Here is a 25,216-nt window from a genome sequence, read left to right as displayed (position 1 = left end):
AAGTGGGAATTCGCGCGTGGAAAGCGGCCTTATTGGCCGTCAATCGCCTTGCCGATGAAGGCAATCGCCTGCTGGTAGACACTTGCCGCGTTCCAGCCCTGAATTGCCGCGTAATTCGCCTGCCCCTGCTGGTAGCCTGCACCGCGCTGCCAGCCATGGCCGACGAGGAAGTTCGCGGTGGACGCCAGCGCGTCGGCGCGCGAACCGACGAGATCGATCCGACCGTCGCGGTCGAAATCCACGCCGTAGCGCACGACGTTCAGCGGCAGGAACTGCGTCTGGCCGATTTCACCATGGGCGGCACCCTTGGCGTTGACATTCAGCGAGCCGCTGCCGACGAGTTTCAGAGCCGCATAAAGCTGCTCGGTGAAATAGTCCGAACGGCGGCAGTCAAAAGCAAGCGTTGAAACGGCGGAAAGCGTGTGCTGGTTGCCCATGAAACCGCCAAAGCCTGTTTCCATGCCCCAGATGGCGAGCAGCGGACCAGCCGGCACGCCATAGGCACGCTCGATGGAGGCGAACAGTGCGGCGTTGTTCTTCTTCATGGTCTTGCCGCGCGAAATGATCGTCTGACCGCCGCGCTTCTGCATGAACTGCTCGAAGGACAGCTTGAAGCTGTGCTGACCGCGATCGGCGCGGATCGTCGCCTGGTTGTAGGAGACGCCGGAGAAAGCCCGGTCGAGCACCGAGGCGCTGACGCCGCGACCCGCTGCTTCCTGCTTGAAGGCGCTGACCCAGGCATCGAAGCCCGCCGAAGTGTTGCCGCATTGCGCGGCCATAACCGGCGTCGCTGCCAGAACCGAGACCATGGCCACACCAGCCAGAATTACCTTCATTGCCCGCATCAAAATCTGCCTTCGATATCCTTTGGGGAGTTTTTCCCGAGAACCAAACCGTCAATACTGTATGATTCAGGTGCCAAAACTGTCTTTTGGCGGCCTAAATTGCCTTTCGGCAGCAAGGCCTGCAAATAAACTGGCCGTGATCTCGCCAATTATAAAACCCGCCTGCCCCACACAGAACAGACGGATTATACTTAACGAACCTTAAAAATTCGTATCTCGGATCAGGCGGCCGCCTTGCGCGGCTTGATGAAGCCACGATTGATCAGCAGTTCGGCGATCTGGACGGCGTTAAGGGCAGCACCCTTGCGCAGGTTGTCAGAAACAACCCACAGGTTGAGACCGTTTTCGACCGTCGCATCTTCGCGGATACGCGAGATGTAGGTCGCGTCTTCGCCAGCGGATTCAACCGGCGTGATGTAACCGCCGTTTTCGCGCTTGTCGATCACGAGGCAACCCGGTGCTTCGCGCAGGATGTCACGGGCCTGATCGGCGGTGATCTCGTTTTCGAACTCGATATTGACCGATTCCGAATGGCCGATGAAGACAGGGACGCGCACGGCCGTGCAGGTCACCTTGATCTTCGGATCAAGCATCTTCTTGGTTTCGGCCAGAACCTTCCATTCTTCCTTCGTGTAGCCGTCTTCCATGAAGACGTCGATGTGCGGGATAACATTGAAGGCAATGCGCTTGGTGAACTTCTTGGCTTCGACCGGGTCGGCCACGAAAACGGCGCGGGTCTGCTGGAAAAGCTCGTCCATGCCTTCCTTGCCGGCACCGGACACCGACTGATAGGTGGAGACGACGACGCGCTTGATCTTGGCGAAGTCATGCAGCGGCTTCAGCGCGACAACAAGCTGCGCCGTGGAGCAATTGGGGTTGGCGATGATGTTCTTCTTGGTGAAGCCTGCAACCGCATCGGCGTTGACTTCCGGAACGATCAGCGGAACGTCCTGATCGTAGCGCCATGCGGATGAGTTATCGATGACGACGCAGCCCTGCTGGCCGATCTTCGGCGACCACTTCTTGGAAACATCGCCGCCTGCAGACATCAGGCAGATATCCGTGTCGGAAAAATCGTAGTTCTCGAGGTTCGAGACCTTCAGCGTGCGGTCGCCATAGGAGACTTCCGTGCCCTGCGAACGGGCGGAAGCGAGCGGCACGACTTCATCGGCGGGAAAACCGCGTTCGGCCAGGATATTGAGCATTTCGCGACCGACGTTGCCGGTGGCGCCTGCAATTGCAACTTTGAAACCCATGATCAAGCTCTCTTTCTGTCTCTCCTCTTTTTGGTGAGGTGGGAACCCGCATCATCAGATCGCGGCTTCCTCGATCCCCAGCCAAACCGGGGAGAGAGCGGTGGCCAGAGACGTCAGACGGTTTTAATCGTCGTTTTGGCCGTAATTCGGATAGAATAAGAAAGGCGCGGATCATCGCCGGCGGATTGTGCCGGTCCTTCCATGACGAACATGTCTGCAACATGCATGCGCAAGGTGATGCTCCTTCTTCGCGAGAAGCTATTAGAAGGTTTCTCGGTTCTGTCAAGGAAAAAGGCGCGTCATGCAGCCGCTCGGACCAAAGCACAAATCGCCGCAGCGACATATTCGGGACGTTTAACATTAGACTAAAGTCATAATCCGAAAGCATCGCTCTTATTGGGGTTAATTTTCTGTCACTCTCATGATCCGCGCATTGCAGCCGCAAGGTGAGTCCAGAGGAGAGAGTTGGGCTCCGCAATGCGTCGATTGGGACATCTGTGGAGGACAGACAATGGCAAATGTTGCAGCCGTAAGCGGCGCCGCCCGTCCGATGACGGGTGAAGAGAAGAAGGTGATTTTCGCCTCTTCTCTCGGAACAGTCTTCGAATGGTACGATTTCTATCTCTATGGCTCGCTGGCGATTTACATCGGCGCGAACTTCTTCAGCCAGTATCCGGAAACGACGCGTAACATCTTCGCTCTGCTGGCCTTTGCCGCTGGCTTCCTCGTCCGCCCCTTCGGCGCGCTGGTCTTTGGCCGCCTCGGTGATATCGTCGGCCGCAAATATACCTTCCTCATCACCATCCTCATCATGGGTGTGTCCACCTTCCTCGTCGGCGTGCTGCCCAGCGCATCGCAGATCGGCATCGCCGCTCCGATCATCCTGATCGTCCTGCGCATGCTGCAGGGTCTGGCGCTTGGCGGTGAATATGGCGGTGCCGCAACCTATGTTGCCGAACATGCCCCCAACGGTCGCAGAGGCTATTACACCTCATGGATCCAGACGACGGCAACGCTCGGCCTGTTCCTGTCACTGGTGGTTATCCTCGGCGTGCAGTTCGCGCTCGGCAAGGAAGCTTTCGCCGCCTGGGGCTGGCGCATTCCCTTCCTCGTTTCCGTTCTGCTGCTTGGCGTATCCGTCTGGATCCGTCTGAAGATGAACGAATCCCCCGCCTTCAAGAAGATGAAGGAAGAGGGCAAGACGTCGAAGGCGCCGCTCAGCGAAGCCTTCGGCCAGTGGAAGAACGCCAAGATCGCGCTCATTGCGCTTGTCGGTGCCGTCATCGGCCAGGCCGTTGTCTGGTACACGGGCCAGTTCTACGCCCTTTTCTTCCTGCAGAGCATTCTGAAGGTCGACGGACAGTCGGCCAACATCATGGTGGCGGCAGCGCTCATTCTTGGCACCAGCTTCTTCGTTATCTTCGGCTGGCTTTCAGACAAGATCGGCCGCAAGCCGATCATCATGGCCGGCCTCATCCTTGCCATGCTGACCTACTTCCCGCTGTTCAAGGCACTGACCTGGGCAGGCAACCCGGCGCTTGCACAGGCACAGGCGAGCGTTCGCGCCACCGTGACTGCCGCACCGGGCGACTGCAAGTTCCAGTTCAACCCGACGGGCACGGCGAAGTTCACCACGTCCTGCGATATCGCCACCTCGTTCCTGACACGCAACTCGGTGCCTTATGACGTGGTTGCGGGCGCAGCCGGCCAGCCGGCCACCGTGAAGATCGGCGACGCCACCATTACCAGCTACGACGCCGTCGCCGCCGGCGCGGACGCGGCAGCCAAGGACAAGGCGTTCCAGAAGCAGGTCAACACGGCGCTCCACGATGGCGGTTACCCGCTGGTGCGTGGCGCGGCACAGGTGCCGGACGCGAAACTGGACGCCTTCATTGCCGCAAACCCGGAACTGAACCTCAATGCAGACGCCGTTCGCGCTGCCGACAAGAAGATGGTTGCGACCGACAAGCTGGTGGCTGACAAGCTGCTGACCCCGGCCGAAACCGGTGGTGCAGCCGAAATGGCCGTTTACACCGTGGCCGGCGGCGGCGCCTTCTCCATGGTGGCCGATCCGGCTGCCGTGAACTGGGTTGTCATCATCGCGGTTCTCACCGTCCTCGTGATCTACGTGACGATGGTCTATGGCCCGATCGCAGCTTTGCTGGTCGAACTGTTCCCGACCCGCATCCGCTACTCCGGCATGTCGCTGCCATACCACATCGGCAACGGCTGGTTCGGCGGCCTTCTGCCCGCCACCGCCTTCGCCATGAGCGCGGCCAAGGGGGACATCTATTATGGCCTCTGGTATCCGATCATCTTTGCAGGCATCACGCTGGTCATCGGCATGCTGTTCCTGCCGGAAACCAAGGATCGTGATATCCACGCCATGGATTGAGTGGCAGTCGATGAAACGCAGCAATCACCCGGCGCTTCGGCGCCGGGTTTTTTGTTGCCGCCGTACCGCCATCGCCGAAAATGGGCTTTTCCAGCCTGTCAATCCGCCGCAGGTAGAAAAACAGCAAGAACAAGACAAAAACACTCGAAATGGGCTATGACGGCTTATCAGGACGGGAATGGGAGAGCAGTTTTGAGAATCGGGACACCTAAAGAATTATATGAGGGCGAAGCCCGCGTTGGCATGACGCCGGATAGCGCGCAGGCTTTGCAGAAACTGGGATATGATTGCGTCATCGAAGCCGGCGCCGGCAAGGCGGCCGGTTTTTCTGACGACGCCTATCGCGCCGCAGGCGTGACCGTGGTCGACAGCGCTGAGGCGCTTTACACCGGCTCCGACATCATCGCCAAGGTTCGTCCGCCTGAAACCTCGGAGATTGATCGCCTGTCTGCGGACAAGACGCTGATCTCGTTTTTCTATCCCGCCCAGAACAAGGACCTTCTGGAGCAGGCGAAGGAAAAGGGCGCAAATGTCATCGCCATGGACATGGTGCCGCGTATCTCCCGCGCCCAGAAAATGGACGCGCTCTCCTCCATGGCCAATATCGCCGGTTATCGCGCGGTGATCGAGGCCGGCAATAATTTCGGCCGGTTCTTCACCGGGCAGGTCACCGCCGCCGGCAAGGTGCCGCCCGCCAAGGTGCTGGTCATCGGTGCCGGCGTTGCCGGTCTTGCCGCCATCGGCACGGCCACATCGCTCGGCGCGATCACCTATGCCTTCGACGTTCGCCCTGAAGTGGCCGAGCAGATCGAATCCATGGGCGCGGAATTCGTCTATCTCGATTTTGCCGACCAGCAGCAGGATGGCGCAGCGACCGGCGGTTATGCCGCCCCCTCCTCGCCGGAGTTCCGCGAGAAGCAGCTGGAGAAATTCCGTGAACTCGCACCGCAGATCGACATCGTCATCACCACGGCGCTGATACCGGGCCGCGACGCGCCGAAGCTGTGGCTTGCCGACATGGTGGCGATGATGAAGCCGGGTTCGGTCATCATCGACCTCGCCGCCGAGCGCGGCGGTAATTGCGATCTGACGGTTCCCGACCAGCGCGTCGTGTCCGACAACGGCGTCATCGTCATCGGCTACACCGATTTCCCAAGCCGCATGGCGACGCAGGCCTCGACCCTCTACGCTACCAATATCCGTCACATGATGACCGATCTGACGCCTGCCAAGGATGGCAAGGTCGTTCATAACATGGAAGATGACGTCATCCGCGGCGCGACGGTCACCTATGGGGGCGAAATCACATATCCTCCGCCGCCACCGAAAATTCAGGCCATTGCCGCGCAGAAACCGAAGGAAAAAGCAAAAGAGCTGACGCCGGAGGAGAAACACGCCAGGGAAAAGGCCGAGTTCAAGGCACAGACCAAGAACCAGGTCGGGCTTCTGGTCGCCGGCACGGCCGTATTGCTGCTCGTTGGCCTCTACGCGCCGGCAAGCTTCATGAGCCACTTCATCGTCTTCGTGCTTGCCTGCTTCGTCGGCTTCCAGGTGATCTGGAATGTCAGTCACTCGCTGCACACGCCGCTGATGGCCGTGACCAACGCGATTTCCGGCATCGTCATCATCGGCGCGCTGCTGCAGATCGGTTCCGGCAACTGGCTGGTGGTGATCCTTGCCTCGCTTTCCGTCCTGATCGCGACGATCAACATTGTCGGCGGTTTCCTCGTGACACGGCGCATGCTCGCCATGTTCCAGAAGTCCTGAGCGTGCGGGGATTTAAATAAATGACCATTGGTATTGTTTCCGCGGCCTATGTTGCCGCAGCCGTTCTTTTCATCCTCTCGCTCGGCGGTCTTTCCGGACAGGAAAGCGCCAAACGTGCCGTCTGGTACGGCATAACAGGCATGGGCCTCGCCATCATCGCCACCGTCTTCGGCCCTGAAATCAGCAAGGGCGTCGGGCAGTGGCTCGTCGTGCTCCTGATGCTGGCGGGCGGCTCCGTCCTCGGTTACTTCGTCGCAAGCCGTGTACAGATGACCGAGATGCCGCAGCTTGTGGCGGCGCTTCACTCCTTCGTTGGCCTTGCCGCTGTCTTTATCGGCTTCAACGCCCATATCGAGGAAGCGCATGTCGCCTCGCTCGATGAAAACGCGCGTTCCTTGCTGACGGGCTTTTCCGCCATCCTCGCCCACAAGACGCCGGTGGAACTGGCGATCATGAAGGTCGAGGTCTTCCTCGGCGTCTTCATCGGCGCGGTGACCTTCACCGGCTCTGTCGTTGCCTTCGGCAAGCTTGCCGGCAAGGTGGATGGCAAGGCGAAGAAGCTGCCGGGCGGGCATCTGCTGAACGCCGGTGCTGCGATCCTGTCGCTGGTGTTGCTCATCATGTATTGCAACGGCGCAGGCGCATGGACGCTCGTCCTGATGACACTTGCCGCCTTCTTCATCGGTTACCACCTGATCATGGGCATTGGCGGCGCCGACATGCCTGTCGTCGTCTCGATGTTGAACAGCTATTCCGGCTGGGCGGCAGCAGCCATCGGCTTCACGCTCGGCAACGATCTGCTGATCGTCACGGGCGCGCTGGTCGGCTCCTCGGGTGCGATTCTCTCCTACATCATGTGCAAGGCGATGAACCGCTCCTTCATCTCGGTCATCCTCGGCGGCTTCGGCGGCACGACGGGCCCGGCGATGGAAATCGAGGGCGAACAGGTCGCGATCGACGCCGAAGGCGTGGCCGCAGCGCTGAACGATGCCGACAGCGTCATCATCGTGCCCGGTTACGGCATGGCGGTGGCGCAGGCGCAATCGGCCGTATCGGAACTGACCCGCAAGCTGCGCGCCGACGGCAAGACCGTGCGCTTCGCCATCCATCCGGTGGCTGGCCGTCTTCCGGGCCACATGAACGTGCTGCTCGCCGAAGCGAAGGTGCCTTACGACATCGTGCTCGAAATGGACGAGATCAACGACGATTTCCCAAGCACCGACGTCGTCATCGTCATCGGCTCCAACGACATCGTCAACCCGGCAGCGCAGGACGACCCCAACTCGCCCATCGCGGGCATGCCGGTTCTGGAAGTGTGGAAGTCGAAACTCGTCATTGTCTCCAAGCGCGGCCAGGGCACGGGCTATTCCGGCATCGAGAATCCGCTGTTCTACAAGGACAATACGCGGATGTTCTATGGCGATGCGAAAAAGTCGATCAACGACCTTCTGCCGTTGATCAAGTAAATGAGAAGGGCGTTTCCGGGAGACCGGGAACGCCCTTCGACTTTCTGAGAAACGACGATAGGTTTCGTCCGTCATGCCGGACTTGATCCGGCATCCAGCCATGGCGCGTCTGCGCCGTGAAAAGAGTCTTACGCGATCGAGGACTTGATCGCGCTGGACCCCGGATCAAGTCCGGGGTGACGGTGTGCGGATGCTATGGCCGCGCCAAACAGAATCGTCCCGCGGGATGTTGTCGATAGACCGCCTTCAAAGCACCCGGTAACGCCGGTTGAAATACATCAGCGCCTCATCACCCGCATTGATCTTCATATCCACGACCTCGCAGATGAGAATATCGTGCGTGCCGCCGTCATGGGCCTCGCGGATACGGCAATCGAATGAGACGAGCGCATCTTCGAGAACCGGCGCACCGGTTTCGAGCACGCCCCAGTTGCCCGCAGCGAAACGTTCCTCAGCAGGCGTCTTGCCACCGAAAAGCGTGCTCAGCACCTCATGATGGGCGGCGAGCGTGTTGACGCAGACCACACCATTGGCCTTCACCACCCTGTAAGCGGAAGAATTGCGGTTGAGGCAGATGAGAAGTGTGGGCGGATTGTCGGAAACGCTGCAAACCGCCGTCGCGGCGAAGCCTGCCCGGCCTGCGGCGCCATCCGTCGTGACGATATTGACCGCCGCACCGAGCCGCGCCATGGCGTTTCTATAATCGAGGCTGCGTTGCTCTGCAGTCTTCGTCTCCATTGCCGCTTCCTTTTCAAGAGACATCATCTGCATCTAACTCATCCTTCCTTAACAGGCCCTCAAGCCAGCACACAGGCGTCGTCAAAGCCAAGGCGCGGCAGGCGGCCAAAGAGCTTTGACGGATCGCCATAACCGAGATTGATCAGGAAATTGGATTTCCACGTCGTGCCGGCAAAAAACGCCGCATCCACCTTGCCCTTGTCGAATCCAGACATGGCCCCGGTATCCAGCCCCAGCGCGCGGGCGGCAAGGATCAGATATCCGGCCTGAAGCGTGGCGTTGCGAAAGGCAGTTTCTTCGGCCACGGCAGGGCTGGAGGTAAACCACGAACGCGCATCGGCGTGCGGAAACAGTTCCGGCAGTTTCTCGTAAAATTCGCTGTCGATGGCAGCGATGACGGTGACCGGCGCGGCCATGGTCTTTTCGAGATTGCCCGAGGAGAGTGCCGGCCGAAGCTTTTCCTTGGCTTCCGGGCTGCGCACGAAGACGAAACGTGCCGGCGAGCAATTGGCCGAAGTCGGTCCCATCTTCGTCAGGTCGTAAAGCGCGTGCAGCGTCTCGTCACTGATCGGCTTGTCCGTCCAGCCATTGTGGGTGCGTGCTTCGGTGAAAAGCGTTGCGAGTGCTGCATCATCCAGTGCTTTCGTCATCGTGCTCTAAAATCCTGTCAGAATGTTTGGTCAACCGGCAGCAGAAACTGCAAAAGCCGGGCGTTGAAAATGTCGGGTTCGGTAATGTTGACCGCGTGAGCCCCGAAATCGAGAAGGCAAAGCTCGCTTTGCGGCAAACCGTCGACAAGACGCAACGAGCGGGTATAGGGCACCAGAAGATCGTCCTTCGTTGCCACCACCAGCACCGGATTGCCTATCTCGCCAAGCCGTGCGTCCACATCGAAGGCCCGCAGCGCCGCAATGCGGCGGAGCACATTGTCCTTGCCCTGAAAATGCGCCACGCCATGGGCATCGTCGCGTGCCAGCCGCTCCTGATTTTCAGACATCCACGCCGCCGGATAAAGGAACAGCGGCTGCGCTTTGACAAAAGCCTCGACGCCCGACTTTTCCAGAAGCTCGATCCGCACATCAAAGCAGCGTCCGGAATGCGGATCGGCCTTGCTCCACGCGTTGATAAGCACCAGCCGGTCGACAAGGCCGGGCCGCCGCAGCGCGATATCAAGGCCGATCAGGCCACCGAGGGCATGTCCCATGAAGTGGAATTTTTCGAGGTTCAGGGCTGAGACAATTTCCAGCACATCATCCGCCATCGCCGATATGCCGCCATCTTCCGGCACCTTGCCGCCTGTCCTGCCTGTTCCGCGATGGTCATAGGCGACGACCCGGAAATGGCCGGAAAGAGCCTCGATCTGCGGCGTCCAGTAAGCACCCGATCCGCCCAGTCCCGAGGACAATAGGATAGTGGGGGCCTCAGGCTCGGTGCGACCATGAACCTCGAAATGCATCATCTGCCTTTTCGCCCTATTTGCCGATATGGGCGACGGTGGCGATTTCCACCAGCGCATCGGGCTTGACGAGGCCGCACTGGATGCAATAACGCGCCGGCTTGTCGCCGGGGAAATATTCCGCATAGACTGTGTTGACGGCCTGATAATTCGCCCAGTCGGTGATGAAGATGTGGTTCATCGTCACGTCTTCCATCGTGCCGCCGGCGGTCTCGATGACCGACTTGATGGTTTCGAGAACATGGCGGGTCTGCGCGCTGGCATCGCCCACATGCACGACATTGTTGTCCTTGTCGAAGGGCAGCGTGCCGGACACGTAAACCACGCCATCGGCGAGGGTTCCCGGCGAAAAGGGAGCGATGGGTTTGCTGGTGCCAACGGGCACGATGATCGTTTTCGGCATTTCGTTCTCCTCTTTGTGGTTCTCAATCAATCGGTGACGGGGGCTGCCTGCGAAATCACGCCGCAGAAATCATTGACGGTGGCAACCCAGCCGAAAAACTTCTCGACATTGTAGACCGTCGCCTGCTGAATAAAGTCCGGACCGAGATGATGGGTGGCATCCTCCAGCATCACCCCGAAATATTCGAGGTGGAAGGCATCGCGCAGCGAGCTTTCCACGCAGACATTGGTGGCGATGCCGACAAAGACCAGATTGCGGATGCCGCGGGCGCGCAACACGCTGTCCATATTGGTGTTGAAGAAACCGCTGTAACGCGTTTTCGGCACCAGAATATCGCCGGGCTGCGGTTGCAGCTCATCGACAATGGCGTAGTCCCATGTGCCCTTGGCCAGCAGCTGGCCCTGCAGTTCCGGCCTTTTGCGCATGGTCTTCAGCGCATTGGACTTGTGCCAGTTGGGCGAACCCGGCCCGCCCGCCTCGACATAGTCCTTGTCCCAGCCATTCTGGAAATAGATGACCTGGACACCGGCGGCCCGCGCCGCATCCAGCGTCTTCTTGATGTTGGCGATGGTGCCCTTTGCGCCTGAGATGTCGAAACCGGCCAGATCGACATAACCGCCCTCGGTCGAATAGGCGTTCTGCATGTCGACCACGACAACGGCGGTCTCGCTGGGTTTCAGGGTAATCGGCTCCGGCCTTGCGGGAAGCGTGACACTTTCCGAACGGCTCTTCGGGCCCTTGTAACCTGCCATGACGGCTTCGCTCATTCCGCTGCCTCCAGTGCCGCTTGAACATGCGCGCGGCTCTTCATCAGCGGCTGCACGTATTTGCCGAATTTTTCGACCCCTTCGAGGAAATCATCGAAGGTCAGCATCACGCCCCCCGTTCCCGGCACCTCGCTCATTTCATCCAGCATGGCCGCCACTTCCTCATAGGAGCCGATCAACGTTCCCATGTTGATATTGACCGCAGAGACGGGGTTGGACATATGCCGGACATTGGTGTCGGAGCCGGATTTGGTATCGACGGCGCTCTGAAGGCCAAGCCATTTGATCGCGTCCTCGTCGGCACCAGCCTTGTAATGCTCCCACTTCGCCCAGGCATCCTCGGATTTTTCCTCGGCTAGCACCATGGTCAGCACCACGGACTTAACCTCGCGGCCGCTCTTTTCCGTTGCCGCCAGAAGCCGCTCATTGGTGGGCGCAAAGGCCTTGGGTGTGTTGACACCAACGCCAAAGCAGAAGCTGTAATCGGCGAACTTGGCCGAAAATGCCATGCCGGAATTGGACGAACCGGCGCAGATGAGCTTCACATCACCCTGCGGCACCGGCTTCATGCGGCAATCATCCATCTGGAAGAACTTGCCCTTGTAGTCCGACTGACCTTCCGTCAGCAGCTCTTTCAGCACAGTCGTATATTCACCGAGATATTCGTAACGATCACCGAAATAATCATCGCCCGGCCAAAGACCCATCTGGCTATATTCCGGCCGCTGCCAGCCGGTAATGAGGTTGATGCCGAAACGGCCACCGGAAATGGAATCGATCGTCGTCGCCATTCGCGCAACGATCGCCGGCGGCATGACCAGCGTGGCGGCGGTGCCGAACAGCTTGATCTTTGACGTGACGGCGGCCAGCCCCGCCATCAGCGTGAAGGATTCCAGATTGTAATCCCAGAATTCGGTCTTTCCGCCAAAGCCGCGCAGCTTGATCATCGACAGCGCAAAGTCGAAACCATATTGCTCCGCCTTGAGCGTGATCGCCTTGTTCAGGTCGAAGCTCGGCTTGTATTGCGGCGCGTTTTCGGAAAGAAGCCACCCATTGTTCCCGATCGGGATAAAAACACCAACTTCCATTTTGCTGTTCCCTTTTTTGCGTCAGGTGTCTCCTGACTTGCCAAAAGAGTAGCAGGTTCTGTGCCAGACCAAATAAAATAATTTTATCAAATGGATAAAATTTCGGGACAGATCGAGCTTTGACCGAAAGGCAAATTTTTTATCATTTGGTAAAAATATTTGCCTGTTTATTCAGCAAATATTGAGAGCGGCACATCAAAGGCGAGTGGCCCTTACCACAGTCGCAGACCGATTTAAGAAATCCGAAGGCTCTCCTCCGTCGTGCCGGACCCGATCCGGCACCCAGACACGGCGCGTCTGCGCCGTGAATGGAATCTTTCGCGATCAAGGACTTGATCGCTCCTGACCCCGGATCAAGTCCGGGGTGACGGCGGTAGGGAGTTAAGACTGAATCAAATGCGCACGCGCGAGGGGGCATTTCTGCGCGATGAGGACAACAACCGCGCAGTTATGCGAAACCCTCAGCCCATCCGCTGCTGCGCATAAGCATGGACCGCCCGAAACGCCTCTTCCGCGCCGGCAACAACACGCTCCTCTTCTTCCACCGTCAGCGAAATTTCATCGAGGGCCGCAGTAAAGGTGCGCCAGTGCAGGCCGCGTCCTTCCGGTGCGCCGGCCAGATGGCGCGCGCCGAATTCTTCATTCAGACCGAGCTTGGCTGCATCCTTCAGCAGGAAGGCAGCGCCAAGATTGGAGCCCTCAACCACGTAAAGCCAGCCCATGGCCTCCGGCAGATCGAAGGGCGTTTCGGCGGTAAAGCGTGGTTCGGACGTTTCCGGAATGGCAAGACCGAGATCGGCAAGGTCCTGCTCGATCATGGGAAGACGACGACGGCCCTTGAGGTCGGGGAGCAGACCATCAAGCGTGTGGTTGGAGAAAAAGGCATCGAGATCGCGATGGAAGAGATATTGCGTTTCCACGAATTTGCCGAAGTTCTCCCGGCTCTCGAACGGCTTCGCCGCCATGATGAAGGCATCCAGATCGCCATGCGCACCGCGCGTTGCAGCTTTCAGGCGCTTGACGCGGCTCTGCTCGATCTCTGCTACAGGCGCTGCCGGCTCGGCGATGGTCATGATGATGGTCCCTTTATCCCTATATTCAGACTGCCTGATAAAAATCTTTACTCCAACAGTCAAATTTATTTTCGCACTATCGACACGCCTTGAAAAGAGCATGGGGCCGCCATCTCCCTGGCAGGGCAGCCTACTCTAAACTTGCTTGACCTTTCGTCTCAACACCTGACGGCGCGGCCTGAAACGAAGAGAAACCTCAAATCGCACTTCCGGACAATCATATTGCAATTAGCTCTTTACAACTAACATGTCAGCATGCCATCAATTCGTAGTCACCTTGGAGGAGCATCTTAATTGACCCAGAAATTCGGCCTTTCGGCAGCCCTGACAACCCCTTTCAAAACGGACGGAACGGTCGATATCGATGCCATGATCGCCCATGCCCGCCGTTGCCTGTCCAATGGCTGCGACAGCGTGACACTCTTCGGCACGACAGGCGAAGGATGCTCGGTCGGCAGCCGCGAGCGGCAGGTCATTCTCTCACGCTTCATCGAGGCGGGTGTTGCGCCTGCCCGTCTGGTCACTGGCGTTCTGGTGGATTCCATCGAGGACGCGGCCGACCAGTCGGCTGAAGCGCTGAAAGCCGGCGCCCGCAATATTCTGCTCGCGCCCCCCTCCTATTTCAAAAATGTCAGCGATGACGGCCTGTTTGCCTGGTTCTCGGCGGTGTTCGAAAAAATCGGCAAGGATGCGCGCGACATTCTCGTCTACAATATTCCTTCCGTAACCATGGTCACCTTGTCCGTGGAACTGGTCGGAAGGTTGAAAAAGGCATTTCCCGGCGTCGTCACGGGCGTGAAGGATTCCTCCGGCAACTGGAGCCACACCGAGCGCCTGCTGAAAGAGCACGGCGATCTCGCCATCCTGATCGGCGACGAGCGCGACTTGGCCAAGGGTGTTCGCCTCGGCGGTCAGGGTGCGATATCGGGCGTAGCCAATTTCCTCACACAGGAAGTGCGCGCCATGGCCGTCGACGGCAAGGATGACAAGCGCGTCGAGGATCTTGTTGTGGAACTTCTGAAATTCCCGGTTACACCAGCCGTCAAGGTGCTGGTATCACACACGACAGGGGAAAATATCTGGTCGGATGTGCGTGCACCGCTGGTGGCGATTTCACCTGAGGATCGGCGGCAGATCGAAGGCGCTTTCGACGCGCTGTTTCGCAGGCAGGCCGCCTGAACGGAGCTGAAAGGTTGAGCATGGACGATACCGGCGAACAGACATTGCGGGAACGGGCGTATGAAAGCTTTACGCATCACCTTCTCTCGCGTGATGTTCGCCCGGGGCAATTCATCTCGCAGCGCCGCCTTGTGGAACTGACAGGTCTACCCCTCGGCGCGATCCGGGAGGCAATTCCGCGGCTGGAGGCGGAAGGGCTGATCAAGACCGTGCCGCAGCGGGGATTACAGGTTGCCCATATCGACATCAATCTCATCCGCGAAGCATTCCAGTTCCGTATCTTCCTCGAAAAGGAGGCCGTGGCGCTGTTTACCCGTTCTGCCTCAGACGCAGCTATTGCGAAACTGTTGAAACAGCATCGCGATATCGCCGAAGCGGCCGAAAATGGCGGGGAATCGCCGGAACTTGAGCAGCACGCGCAGCAGGTGGACTGGGGCATGCACGATGCCTTCATCGATGCGCTCGGCAATTCGATCATCTCGAATGCCTACCGGGTCAATTCCATCAAGATGCGCCTCATCAATCAGGAGCGCTTTCGCATCGCCGGCCATGTGAAGTCGGTCATGAAGGAACATCTCGCCATTCTCGAAGCCATCGAGAGACGATCCGTGGAAGACGCCGTGGAACGGCTGACCGCCCATATCCGCAACGCAAGGGACAGGGCGCTGGCGGTTTAGGGCAAATCCGGCGGGACAAAGAGGGTCTGCGCCGGCCTTACAGGGAATAAGCAACAAGCCGGGGTGAGGAGAATTTCCGGCTAACTGGAGGAGAACAGACATGACGCATTCATTGCTCAACCCCACGCGCCGCGCCTTTCTGGCAGGCACGGCGGCGCTTGGCGGCAGCGCGGTGCTCGGCATTCGCCCGGCATCGGCGGCGGTGAACTGGAAGAAACACGCGGGCACTACCCTTGAAGTCAATCTCGTCAAAAGCCCGCGCAGCGAAACGCTGATCAAATATCTCGGCGAGTTCGAAGAGCTGACCGGCATCAAGGTCAATGCCGAAGCGACACCGGAACAGCAGCAGCGCCAGAAGGTGGTTATCGAACTTTCCTCCGGCAAGCCGAGCTTCGACGTTGTGCATCTGAGCTATCACGTCCAGAAGCGCCAGTTCGAAAAGGGCAAGTGGCTGGCTGATATCAGCGGCTTCCTGAAAGACCCGTCACTCACCGATCCGTCGTTGGTCGAAAAGGACTTTGCCGAGGCCGGCATGCTGTTTGCCAAGGATAGCGACGGCGTGCTGCGCTCGCTGCCCTTCTCGGTGGATTACTGGATCGTCTACTGGAACAAGGAGCTCTTCGAAGCCAAGGGCCTGAAATACCCCGAAACTTTCGAGGAGCTGGTAACGGCCGCGGAAAAAATCACCGATCCCTCCACCAACACCTATGGTTTCGTGGCGCGTGGCCTCAAGAACGCCAATACACCGGTCTGGACCTCGCTGATGCTCGGCTACGGCGCACAGCCGATCGTGGATGGCAAGGTCAACACCGAATCCAAGGAGGCGGTTGAAGCGGCAAAGCTTTATCAGCGCCTGATGACCAAAGCCGCTCCTCCCGGCGTCTCCGGCTTCAACTGGGCGGAAGCGCAATCGGCCTTCCTGCAGGGCAAGATCGGCATGTGGTTCGATGGCGTCGGTTTTGCGCCGCCGATCGAGAACCCGGAAAAATCCCGTGTCGTCGGCAAGGTTGGTTATGGCGTCATGCCGAAGGGCCCGGCAGCGCAGGCCGCTGGCACATTCGGTGATGGCCTCGGTGTCGTCGAAGCCAGCAGCAAGAAGGAAGCCGCTTACCTCTTCTGCCAGTGGGCGATTTCGCATGAAATGGGCGCTCGCCTTTTGCAGGCAGGTGCAGGTGTCCCGTTCCGCCAGTCCATCCTCGAAGACCAGAAGGTCCGCGAGGGCGTCAAGATGCCGGCCGCCTGGCTGGATGCCGTTGTCGGTTCCGGCAAGGTCTCGCAGCTTGCCCTTCCCGTTATCATTCCGGTGACGGAGTTCCGCGACATCTACGGCGTCGGCCTCACCAACATGATCGGCGGTGCCGACCCGGCGGCGGAACTCAAGAAGGCAACGGAACAGTTCACACCCGTTCTGGCGCGTAGCGAGGGATAATGGCCTCCGTGAGCATCGAAAACACCAAGACAGGCGCCAGTCGCAAAGAAGGGAGCGGGCCGGCAAGGCTTGCTCCCAACTACTGGCCTTTCGTCATACCGGCACTGGTCGTCATTTCGGCTGTCATCGTTTTTCCATGGGTCTTCACGCTCTGGATGAGCGCGCATCGCTGGACGCTCGGGCAGGAGCAGAGCTTCATCGGGTTCGAGAACTACGTAAGGCTCGCAAGCGACGCCAGGTTCTGGGAATCGCTCTGGCATACGCTCGTTTATACCGTGCTGTCGGTTGTCGCTCCGCTCTTCCTCGGAACATTGGCGGCGCTGGTTTTCGATGCGCAGTTTCCGTTGCGCGGTTTTCTGCGCGGCGTTTTCGTGATGCCGATGATGGCGACCCCGGTCGCCATCGCGCTGGTCTGGACGATGATGTTTCATCCGCAGCTCGGCGTCCTGAACTATCTCCTGTCCTTCATCCACATCGGCCCGCTGGAATGGATCTACAATCAGTCAACGGTCATTCCGTCGCTGGTCCTTGTGGAAACCTGGCAATGGACGCCGCTCGTCATGCTGATCGTGCTCGGTGGGTTGGCGGCTGTTCCGCGCGAACCCTATGAAAGTGCGGAAATCGACGGCGCCAATGCCTGGCAGAAGTTCCGTTATCTCACCATGCCGATGATCGCGCCGTTCCTGATGATCGCCGTCATCATCCGCTCCATCGATGCCGTCAAGAGCTTCGACATCATCTATGCGATGACCCAGGGCGGACCCGGCACGGCCTCCGAAACCATCAACATCTACCTCTACAATACGGCGTTTGCTTATTACGACATCGGTTACGGCTCGGCCATGGCCGTCGTCTTCTTCATCATCATCGTGGCGCTTTCCTTCGTGCTTCTGATGGTGCGCCAGCGCTCGCAATGGAACGAGATGGAGGATCGCTGATGTCCGCAAAAATCCTGAAACGCAGAAATCTCGACCGGCTCGGCCTGTTCTTCGTGGCGCTGGTGATGATTTCGCCTGTTATCCTGTTCTTCATCTGGATGATCTCGCTGTCGCTGAAATATGAAATCGACAACGGCGCCTATCCGCCGATCCTCATTCCCGAACGCTTCGCCTGGTCGAACTATGTGAAGGTGTTCGAAGAGAACAATTTCTTCCTCTATTTCTGGAACTCGGTTCTCGTGACAGGGGCGGCCACCATTCTGGCGCTCGTCATCGGCGTTCCCGCCGGTTACGGCATCGCGCGGCTGAAGGCGGAAAAATCCGCCGTCGTTATCATGATCGCCCGCATGACGCCCGGCCTTTCTTTCCTCATTCCGCTGTTCCTGCTGTTCCAATGGCTGAACCTCTTGGGCACGCTCTGGCCGCAGATCATCATCCATCTTGTCGTGACGGTGCCGATCGTCGTCTGGATCATGATCGGTTATTTCGAGACGACGCCGAAAGAGCTGGAAGAGGCCGCAAGCATTGATGGCGCATCCTCCTGGCAGGTGTTTCGCCTCGTGGCGCTACCGATCGCCAAGCCCGGAATCGTCGTCTCCTTCATCCTCGCGGTCATCTTCTCGTGGAACAACTTCGTCTTCGGCATCGTGCTGGCCAGCCGTGAAACCCGCACCCTGCCGGTCGCGGTCTACAACATGCTGTCCTTCGAACAGGTGAGCTGGGGTCCGCTGGCTGCAGCCGCGTTGATTGTGACGCTGCCAGTGCTGCTGCTCACCATGTTCGCACAGAAACAGATCGTGGCGGGCCTGACCGCCGGCGCCGTCAAGGGCGGCTGAACCATCAAACAAATAAATACGGGAACCCGCACATGGCACCGGTCAATATCCAAAACGTCCAGAAGCGCTTCGGCTCCGTCAACGTCATCCACGGCATCGATATCGACATCAAGGATGGCGAATTCGTCGTGCTCGTCGGCCCTTCCGGCTGCGGCAAATCCACACTGCTGCGTATGATCGCCGGGCTCGAAGAGCTGAGCGATGGCGAAATCCATATCGGCCCGCGCGAGGTCAGCCACCTGCCCGCCCGCGACCGCGATATCGCCATGGTCTTCCAGAACTACGCGCTTTATCCACACATGACGGTCAAGGACAATATGGGCTTTGCGCTGAAACTGAAGAAGGTGAGTGCCGAGGAAACCAAGGCCAAGGTGGACCGGGCGGCCGCCATTCTGGGCCTGGAAAAACTGCTCGACCGTTATCCGCGCCAGCTCTCCGGCGGCCAGCGCCAGCGTGTCGCCATGGGCCGCGCGCTGGTGCGAGACCCGCAGGTCTTCCTGTTCGATGAACCGCTTTCCAATCTCGATGCCAAGCTGCGCGTGCAGATGCGCGGCGAGATCAAGGCCATGCATCAGCGCATCGGCACTACTACCATATACGTCACCCATGACCAGGTAGAGGCCATGACGATGGCCGACAAGATCGTGGTGCTGCATGATGGCGTCATCGAGCAGATCGGCGCGCCGCTCGAACTTTACGACAATCCCGCCAATCTCTTCGTTGCCGGCTTCATCGGCTCGCCCGCCATGAACTTCATTCGCGGCCGCGTTGAGGAAGGCGTCTTCCGCACTGCCAAGGGTCTCAGCCTGCCGCTGCCCTCCCATGCCGATATCGGCAAGCTCGGCGGCCGCGACCTCGTCTACGGCGTGCGGCCCGAACATATCCGCGCGGCCGAGACCGGCATCGAAGGCCGCGTCGAACTGGTTGAAGGCACCGGCTCGGAAATCTATGCCAAACTCGATTGCAAGGGCGACGACATCGCCTGCCTGTTCCGCGAACGCCTCAATGTCCGCTTCGGCGATATGATCCACATTGCCATCGATCCGGCAACGGTGCATCTGTTCGACAGGGACACCGGTAAGCGTCTTTGAACACGGCAGGAGTGAGCAGCATGGCAGACAATCAGGGTGGCAAGCATGTCCTCTGCGTGGGGGCAGCCGTGCTCGACACCCTGTTTCGCGTTCACGACATGCCAAAGGGTGAAGGCAAGGTCCTGCCCTATGAAATGCTGCAGATCGCCGAAGGCATGGCTTCCAGCGCTGCCTATGCCGTGCATCGCATGGGCGGCCGCGCCAGCCTGTGGGGAGCGGTGGGCGACGATGAGACCGGAAGCCGTATCCTGCGCGATCTTAGCGAAAGCGGCATCAACACGAGCGGTATGACGGTCGCGACCGGCGCACGCTCGGCCCTGTCAACGATCATCATCGATAACAGGGGAGAGCGGCTGATCGTGCCGTTCTACGATCACCGGCTGCACGAGAAGAAGCGGTCGTGCACGCCGCAAGACATCGCGCCTTTCGACGCCGTTCTGGTGGATGTGCGCTGGCCGGAACTGGCGCTTGATGTGCTCACGGTGGCGCGCACGCTTGGCAAACCCGCGATTCTCGATGGAGACGTTGCACCCGTCGAAATCCTTGAGAAGCTTGCGCCAGCCGCGAGCCATATCGTCTTTTCCGAACCCGCAGCTGCCCGGCTGACGGGGCTTGAAACGGTGAAAGACATGCTGCCGGTGCTGCATGCTCGCTACCCTGAGACCTTCATCGCCGTTACCGCCGGACCAGCCGGTTGCTGGTGGACCGAGCCCGATGATCCCACGGTGCATTTTCAGGAGACGATGTCCATCGAAGCAGTCGACACACTGGCGGCGGGCGATGTTTTCCACGGCACGTTTGCGCTCGCAATGGCTGAGCGCATGGAAAGCCGCGCCGCCATCCGGCTCTCCTCCGTTGCTGCCGCGCTCAAATGCACAGTCTTCGGCGGCCGTGCCGGCGCACCGACGCGCGAAGAGACGGAAGACGCAATGCGGCACTGGCTGGAGCGTGATGGCGAACCCGCGTTGCGCGCCTCCTGAGGGCATCCATTGCCCGCATAAAACTATTCCATTTTTGCGATGCCGTTTCCCGGCGAACTAGGCTAACGTCAAGTCAGAGCAAAGCTTTTCGCAAGATGCGCTCGCCTCGACCTCAGCCCGAATTCCGCAAAAGTGATCGCCCGATGCATCAGACGACCCGCCCGAGACTGCGCGATATCGGTTTCCGGCCCGGCCATTTCGAAACCGGCCGGCTCAACGCCATCACCGATGTCGAAGGGGTGGCCGTTGGCCATTCGACCGTCATCGAAGGAGACAGAATACGCACCGGCGCAACCGCGATCCTGCCGCATGACGGCAACCTGTTTCAGGACAAGGTGCCCGCCGCCTTCGCCGTTTATAACGGCTTCGGCAAATTTGCAGGCTCAACCCAGATTGAGGAATTGGGCGAACTCGAAACGCCAGTTATCCTCACCAATACGCTGGCAACCGGTCGTGCCATCGAGGCGATCAACCGCCATACGCTGGCGCAGCCGGGGAATGAAAAAGTCGTCTCGATCAATGCCGTCGTCGGCGAGACCAACGATTCCCGCCTGAACGACATCCGCGCCGGCCGGCCGACCGTCGAGGAAATCTCGTCCGCGTTGAAAAATGCGACCATCGGCCCCATCGCAGAGGGCGGGGTGGGCGCAGGAACCGGCACGGTCGCCTTCGGCATGAAGGGCGGCATCGGCACCGCCTCCCGCATCGTCACCATTGCCGGTGATGCTTACACCATCGGCGTTCTCGTACAATCCAACTATGGCGGCCATCTGCTGGTCTGCGGCAAACCCTATGTCAGCCCTGATCACCAGGACAAGGATGGCTCCATCGTCATCATTGTTGCCACCGACGCGCCGCTCTCTTCCCGCAATCTGAAGCGCTTGGCGGCCAGAAGCTTCGGCGGACTTGCCCGCACGGGTGCGGCACTCAGCAATGGCTCCGGTGATTATGCGCTGGCATTTTCCACCGATCAGCGCCTGCGCCGCACGCCTGCGCGCCGCAAGGCCGTTACGGACTACCCCGAGCTTTCCAACGACGCGATCTCGCCGCTCTTCGAAGCCACGATAGAGGCGACGGAGGAAGCGATCCTCAATTCGCTCTGCGCAGCAGAAACGACAACCGGCTTCAATGCCGGCACCGGCAAAGCCTCCACGGTCGAAGCCATTTCCATCGACACCCTCAAAACCCTTCTTTCAGCCTGACTTTTCCAGACGGAGTTTTCATGACTAGCCCATCCGGTCGCATCGTTTACGTCAACGGCGAGTTCCTGCCCGAAGCGGACGCCCGCCTTTCCATCTTCGACCGAGGATTCCTGTTTGGCGACGGCATCTACGAGGTCACCTCCGTTCTGGAAGGCAAACTGATCGACAGCGACCTGCATATGGCCCGGCTGGAGCGCAGCGCCCGCGAAATCGACGTGGCCCTGCCGGTCACGACCGCGGAGATCGTCGAGGCCGAACGCCGCCTGATCGCCGACAACAATCTCGTCGAAGGCATGATCTATCTGCAGCTGACGCGTGGTGCGGAAGATCGCAACTTCCTGTTCTCTGCCGATCTGAAGCCGACGCTGGTCATGTTCACCCAGGCGAAGAAGCTGATCGGCACTCCGGTCGAAGAGGTCGGGATCGCCGTCAAGTCGGTTCCCGACCAGCGCTGGGAACGTCGCGACATCAAGACCGTCTGCCTGCTTCCGCAGGTCATGGCAAAGCGCATCGCGAAGGCCGAAGGCTGTGACGAGGCGTGGATGATCGAGAACGGTTTCGTCACTGAAGGCGCGTCCTCCACCGCCTATATCGTCACCGCCGATAAGAAGATCATCACCCGCGGCAACAGCAACAAGACCCTGCCCGGCTGCACCCGCCTCGCCGCCCTGCAACTGGCAAAGGAAGCAGGCTTCACGCTGGAGGAACGCCCCTTCACGCTGGAAGAGGCGCTGAATGCCGATGAAGCCTGCCTGACCAGCGCCTCCAACTTCGTGGTTTCGGTCACGAAGATCGACGGCAAGCCGGTAGGCAACGGAAAGCCCGGACCGATGGTAAGCCGCCTGCGCGCGCTCTACCTCGAAAACGCACGCCGCACGGCGATCTGATCGAACGCGTTTTGTTTATCGCATTTCCGGTCGGAGAACCGCGGCCGGAAATGCTCTAGTCTTCGAGAACCGCCCAGATGCGCTCGACAACGGGCCGGCGGTTCTCCTTGGAGCGATAGAGCCTGATATCGACCGCGATATCGTAGGTCGGGTCTGCAGCCCGCACCAGAGCACCGCTATCAAGCTCGTGCCGCATCAGGCTTTCCGGTACCCAGGCCACACCCCAGCCGGCCATCGCCATGGCCTTCAGCCCCACCGACATGCTGCCCTCATGCACCCGCTCGAATTGCGGCAGCCGCGCGCTCAGAAGATCGCGAAGCAAAGGCCCGAAGAACGACGCTTTTTCATAATCCAGATAGGCAAAGGGTTTTTTCGCACCTTGCTGAAGCGCGTGCAGCGGTGAACCGTCTTTTGCGGGCGCTGAAACGGGAATGATCTTTTCCGCGCCCAGCACGCGGAATTCGAAAAGCTGCGCATCGAGCAACATCGGCACTTCGGGATGGGCATAGGTCAGAAGGAAATCGCTTTGCCCGTCCACCAGTGAATTGAGGTTTTCCTCCATGCTGCCGGAATCGGGCCGCAGAACCGAAAACAGCGGCCCGGCCTTCTCGTTCACACGTTTCAGCCAATCCGGAAAGAAGGTGAAGGATAAAGTATGCAGCGCCGTCAGACGAACAGTTCTGGCATCGGCCCCTTCTTCCTGCAACAGGGTGCGCCGCGCATGGTAAAGCTGCTTCAGCGTCTCCTGCGCCACCGGAACGAACTTGACCCCGGCCTCGGTCAGCCGCGACGGATAGGATGCGCGGTCGACAAGCGTCGCGCCCACCCAGGCCTCCAGCTGCTTGATGCGCCGGCTGAAGGCGGACTGCGTCACATGCCGTTCATCGGCGGCCTTCGAAAAATTGAGCGTTCCGGCCAGCGCCAGGAAATCCTCGAGCCATTTGACTTCCACGGCTCACACTCCCAACAAAAAATCTTTCCGGTTATTCAGAAGCGTCTTTATTAGGTGCAATGAGGCGTGAATGAAACCCTCTTGTAAGCTGCAAGGCTGCGGCCAAATCGCCGGTCGGCCGGACGGCCTAACGGCTGCGATGATATTCGATCATCCGCGCTCGGCTGGACACGAGTTCGATCCGGTCGTTGCTGAGCCGGTTGAGGCAGACACGCTTCGTCCAGGGCCCATCGGTGAGCGTAAAGAGAAAACGGCCATTGCCAAGCGCCTTAAGCGGCATGCTGCGGCGGGTCGGGCCGATGCCCATTGTCAGCGATGAACCGCCGATCGAAAATTCCGCCCCCTCATCCGAACGCCACGTTCCCGAGAGATCATCCGGCACCGTATGCTCTTCGACAGGCAGGAAACGGCGGGTGGCATGACCGGCCTCGCCGGCAATGGCATCGCCATTTAACCTGAGACGCATCGGAGAAGATGCGGAGCGGGAAGAAACCCAGCCATCGACATCTTCATAGAGCGTGTCGTCGCCATCGATGAAGGTGGATATGCTGCCTTTGATTTCCAGCCACCACGGACCGCTTTCGGTGACATAGAGGCCTTCCGGCAGGCTGGCGGCCGGCTTGGGCAAAGGCAGGCCGGTCAAAGCCGCCATGCTTTCAAGCGCGATCTTGAAACCGTTGGTATCCTCGCGATTGGACACCACGACGAATCCCGTGCCGTTTTCGGGATCGAGCAGGAAGTAAGTTTTGTAGCCGGGATGAGAACCGCCGTGGCCGACAAACCGGCGGCCGCCCAAATGCGACCAGCGCAGACCGAGGCCATATTCGCTCATCCTCCCGTCAGCGAGCGGCCGCTCAGCCGAAAGCCCGTCGAGAACACCCGCAAAGCTGCCCTCGCCCCGCATCAGCCCCTGAAGCCAGCGGGTGAGTGCTTCCGCACTGCCTGCAAGGCTGCCGGATGCGGAGATATGCAAGCCAGCGGCGGAAAGCTGCCAGTTCTCTTCGGACTTCCAGTAACCCGGCACCAGGCCGTTGACCGGATCGTTCCAGACGTCAGGCGCTTTCAGAAACACGTCGAACGGCGCGGCAATATGCTGCTGCACGAAATCGTCAAAACGGAAACCATGGCGCTCCAGCGCCGCTTCCACCAGACGGTAACCGGTATTGGAATAGGAAACTTCGCTGCCGGCATCGAAATTCAGCCGGGTCAGCCGGGACAGGTATTCGAGAAGCGGGCCAGCCTTTGTTTCGGTATAGACGGAAAGGCCAAGCAACGAGAGACACTCGCGCGTATCCGGCAGACCGCCGCTCATATCGAGCGCCTGCCCGACCGTGACGTCGCGCAGCGGCGATTGCAGCTCCGGCAGATGTTTGCCGAGCGGATCGTCGAGCCCGATCAGATCCGCATGGGCCAGCACCATGGCGCAAAAGACATGCTTGGTGACTGAGGCATACCGCACCACGCTCTGCGGCGTGAAGGGCGCAAAGGTCGAAAGGCTCTCGACGCCGCCGGCATGGGCAAAACGAATACCGTCGAGATCGAAGCCGATCACTGCTCCGCCCGGCTCGGAGCCTGTCCATTGCGAGACGAAGGTCTCTGAATGGGCTGACGCGGCGTTCCAGTCGAGTTGCTGTGGCATGGTTTGGTCTCTTATCTCGTCGTCTTTACAGAAAAGCCTCGGCACCGCCGCTTGTTTCTTCTCCCCGCCGGGGAGAAGGTGGCCCGAAGGGATGGATGAGGGGGCGACGCCAGCGATATGCGGAGAGCTGGCCCCCTCATCCCGCTGCCGCG

General features: G+C 59.6%; 23 protein-coding genes. 12 read left to right on the top strand and 11 right to left on the bottom strand.

What is annotated here, in order from left to right:
• Nucleotides 1–29 precede the first annotated feature (29 nt).
• Nucleotides 30–845 carry a lytic murein transglycosylase gene (locus tag WA845_RS05305; protein ID WP_004443477.1) on the bottom strand — a complete coding sequence of 272 codons (816 nt, stop codon included), beginning with the start codon at nucleotides 843–845 and terminating at the stop codon, nucleotides 30–32.
• Between the two features lie 221 nt (nucleotides 846–1,066).
• On the bottom strand, nucleotides 1,067–2,101 hold the full coding sequence (locus tag WA845_RS05300; RefSeq protein WP_003522626.1) for an aspartate-semialdehyde dehydrogenase: 1,035 nt from the start codon (nucleotides 2,099–2,101) through the stop codon (nucleotides 1,067–1,069).
• 511 nt (nucleotides 2,102–2,612) lie between these two features.
• Here WA845_RS05300 and WA845_RS05295 point away from each other — a divergent pair.
• The 3 genes from WA845_RS05295 (at nucleotide 2,613) to WA845_RS05285 (ending at nucleotide 7,729) form a co-directional block, all read left to right on the top strand.
• Nucleotides 2,613–4,496, top strand: a complete 1,884-nt coding sequence (locus WA845_RS05295) for an MFS transporter (protein WP_004443480.1) — start codon at nucleotides 2,613–2,615, stop codon at nucleotides 4,494–4,496.
• 192 nt (nucleotides 4,497–4,688) lie between these two features.
• The gene (locus tag WA845_RS05290; RefSeq protein ID WP_112556965.1) at nucleotides 4,689–6,263 is read left to right on the top strand and encodes a Re/Si-specific NAD(P)(+) transhydrogenase subunit alpha; all 1,575 of its coding nucleotides are present in this window, start codon (nucleotides 4,689–4,691) and stop codon (nucleotides 6,261–6,263) included.
• A 20-nt stretch (nucleotides 6,264–6,283) separates the two neighbouring features.
• Nucleotides 6,284–7,729, top strand: coding sequence for an NAD(P)(+) transhydrogenase (Re/Si-specific) subunit beta (locus tag WA845_RS05285; RefSeq protein WP_077987245.1), 1,446 nt, complete (start codon nucleotides 6,284–6,286; stop codon nucleotides 7,727–7,729).
• 246 nt (nucleotides 7,730–7,975) lie between these two features.
• Here WA845_RS05285 and rutF read toward each other — a convergent pair whose 3' ends face one another.
• The 7 genes from rutF to WA845_RS05250 form a co-directional block, all read right to left on the bottom strand.
• Nucleotides 7,976–8,500: an NADH-dependent FMN reductase RutF gene (gene rutF, locus WA845_RS05280; RefSeq protein ID WP_004443483.1), complete on the bottom strand. Its 525-nt coding sequence runs from the start codon at nucleotides 8,498–8,500 to the stop codon at nucleotides 7,976–7,978.
• Nucleotides 8,501–8,526: 26 nt separating this feature from the next.
• A complete protein-coding gene (locus WA845_RS05275; protein WP_006697604.1) occupies nucleotides 8,527–9,117 on the bottom strand; it encodes a malonic semialdehyde reductase in 591 nt (196 codons plus the stop codon).
• 17 nt (nucleotides 9,118–9,134) lie between these two features.
• The gene (gene rutD, locus WA845_RS05270; RefSeq protein WP_162719313.1) at nucleotides 9,135–9,926 is read right to left on the bottom strand and encodes a pyrimidine utilization protein D; all 792 of its coding nucleotides are present in this window, start codon (nucleotides 9,924–9,926) and stop codon (nucleotides 9,135–9,137) included.
• 13 nt (nucleotides 9,927–9,939) lie between these two features.
• A complete protein-coding gene (gene rutC, locus WA845_RS05265) occupies nucleotides 9,940–10,326 on the bottom strand; it encodes a pyrimidine utilization protein C (protein WP_112556963.1) in 387 nt (128 codons plus the stop codon).
• 26 nt (nucleotides 10,327–10,352) lie between these two features.
• Nucleotides 10,353–11,093: a pyrimidine utilization protein B gene (rutB, locus tag WA845_RS05260; RefSeq protein WP_072494805.1), complete on the bottom strand. Its 741-nt coding sequence runs from the start codon at nucleotides 11,091–11,093 to the stop codon at nucleotides 10,353–10,355.
• Nucleotides 11,090–12,181, bottom strand: coding sequence for a pyrimidine utilization protein A (gene rutA / locus WA845_RS05255; protein WP_072494806.1), 1,092 nt, complete (start codon nucleotides 12,179–12,181; stop codon nucleotides 11,090–11,092). Before rutA ends, rutB begins: the two co-directional genes overlap by 4 nt.
• 461 nt (nucleotides 12,182–12,642) lie before the next feature.
• Nucleotides 12,643–13,254 carry a biliverdin-producing heme oxygenase gene (locus tag WA845_RS05250; RefSeq protein ID WP_022556855.1) on the bottom strand — a complete coding sequence of 204 codons (612 nt, stop codon included), beginning with the start codon at nucleotides 13,252–13,254 and terminating at the stop codon, nucleotides 12,643–12,645.
• 294 nt (nucleotides 13,255–13,548) lie between these two features.
• On the opposite strand from WA845_RS05250, the gene WA845_RS05245 reads away from it, so the two are divergent.
• The 9 genes from WA845_RS05245 to WA845_RS05205 all read left to right on the top strand — a co-directional run bounded on the left by WA845_RS05245 (nucleotide 13,549) and on the right by WA845_RS05205 (nucleotide 22,473).
• Nucleotides 13,549–14,433 (top strand): dihydrodipicolinate synthase family protein, encoded by an 885-nt coding sequence (locus WA845_RS05245; RefSeq protein ID WP_006697602.1) that lies wholly within the window; start codon nucleotides 13,549–13,551, stop codon nucleotides 14,431–14,433.
• Between the two features lie 20 nt (nucleotides 14,434–14,453).
• Complete coding sequence (locus WA845_RS05240) at nucleotides 14,454–15,110, top strand: GntR family transcriptional regulator (RefSeq protein ID WP_004443498.1); 657 nt, start codon at nucleotides 14,454–14,456, stop codon at nucleotides 15,108–15,110.
• Between the two features lie 100 nt (nucleotides 15,111–15,210).
• A complete protein-coding gene (locus WA845_RS05235; protein WP_112556961.1) occupies nucleotides 15,211–16,539 on the top strand; it encodes an extracellular solute-binding protein in 1,329 nt (442 codons plus the stop codon).
• On the top strand, nucleotides 16,539–17,477 hold the full coding sequence (locus WA845_RS05230) for an ABC transporter permease subunit (RefSeq protein ID WP_112556959.1): 939 nt from the start codon (nucleotides 16,539–16,541) through the stop codon (nucleotides 17,475–17,477). The genes WA845_RS05235 and WA845_RS05230 overlap by 1 nt, the downstream gene beginning before the upstream one ends.
• A 14-nt stretch (nucleotides 17,478–17,491) precedes the next feature.
• Nucleotides 17,492–18,313 carry a carbohydrate ABC transporter permease gene (locus WA845_RS05225; protein WP_169538611.1) on the top strand — a complete coding sequence of 274 codons (822 nt, stop codon included), beginning with the start codon at nucleotides 17,492–17,494 and terminating at the stop codon, nucleotides 18,311–18,313.
• A gap of 32 nt (nucleotides 18,314–18,345) precedes the next feature.
• Complete coding sequence (locus tag WA845_RS05220; RefSeq protein WP_244455431.1) at nucleotides 18,346–19,404, top strand: ABC transporter ATP-binding protein; 1,059 nt, start codon at nucleotides 18,346–18,348, stop codon at nucleotides 19,402–19,404.
• Between the two features lie 20 nt (nucleotides 19,405–19,424).
• Nucleotides 19,425–20,384: a sugar kinase gene (locus tag WA845_RS05215; RefSeq protein ID WP_112556957.1), complete on the top strand. Its 960-nt coding sequence runs from the start codon at nucleotides 19,425–19,427 to the stop codon at nucleotides 20,382–20,384.
• A gap of 143 nt (nucleotides 20,385–20,527) precedes the next feature.
• Nucleotides 20,528–21,586 carry a P1 family peptidase gene (locus tag WA845_RS05210; RefSeq protein ID WP_112556955.1) on the top strand — a complete coding sequence of 353 codons (1,059 nt, stop codon included), beginning with the start codon at nucleotides 20,528–20,530 and terminating at the stop codon, nucleotides 21,584–21,586.
• Between the two features lie 20 nt (nucleotides 21,587–21,606).
• Complete coding sequence (locus WA845_RS05205) at nucleotides 21,607–22,473, top strand: D-amino-acid transaminase (protein WP_112765895.1); 867 nt, start codon at nucleotides 21,607–21,609, stop codon at nucleotides 22,471–22,473.
• 55 nt (nucleotides 22,474–22,528) lie between these two features.
• Here the strand turns inward: WA845_RS05205 and WA845_RS05200 are convergent, their stop codons facing one another.
• Together WA845_RS05200 and WA845_RS05195 are read right to left on the bottom strand one after the other, a co-directional pair.
• Complete coding sequence (locus WA845_RS05200; RefSeq protein WP_112556953.1) at nucleotides 22,529–23,425, bottom strand: LysR substrate-binding domain-containing protein; 897 nt, start codon at nucleotides 23,423–23,425, stop codon at nucleotides 22,529–22,531.
• Nucleotides 23,426–23,552: 127 nt separating this feature from the next.
• Entirely contained in the window at nucleotides 23,553–25,064 is a 1,512-nt protein-coding gene (locus tag WA845_RS05195) for a serine hydrolase domain-containing protein (protein ID WP_337322219.1), read from the bottom strand.
• Nucleotides 25,065–25,216 lie beyond the last annotated feature (152 nt).

It is taken from the genome of Agrobacterium sp. CMT1, assembly GCF_037203725.1.
GTDB lineage: Bacteria > Pseudomonadota > Alphaproteobacteria > Rhizobiales > Rhizobiaceae > Agrobacterium > Agrobacterium pusense.
This window is presented reverse-complemented; position numbering and strand designations above follow the sequence as displayed.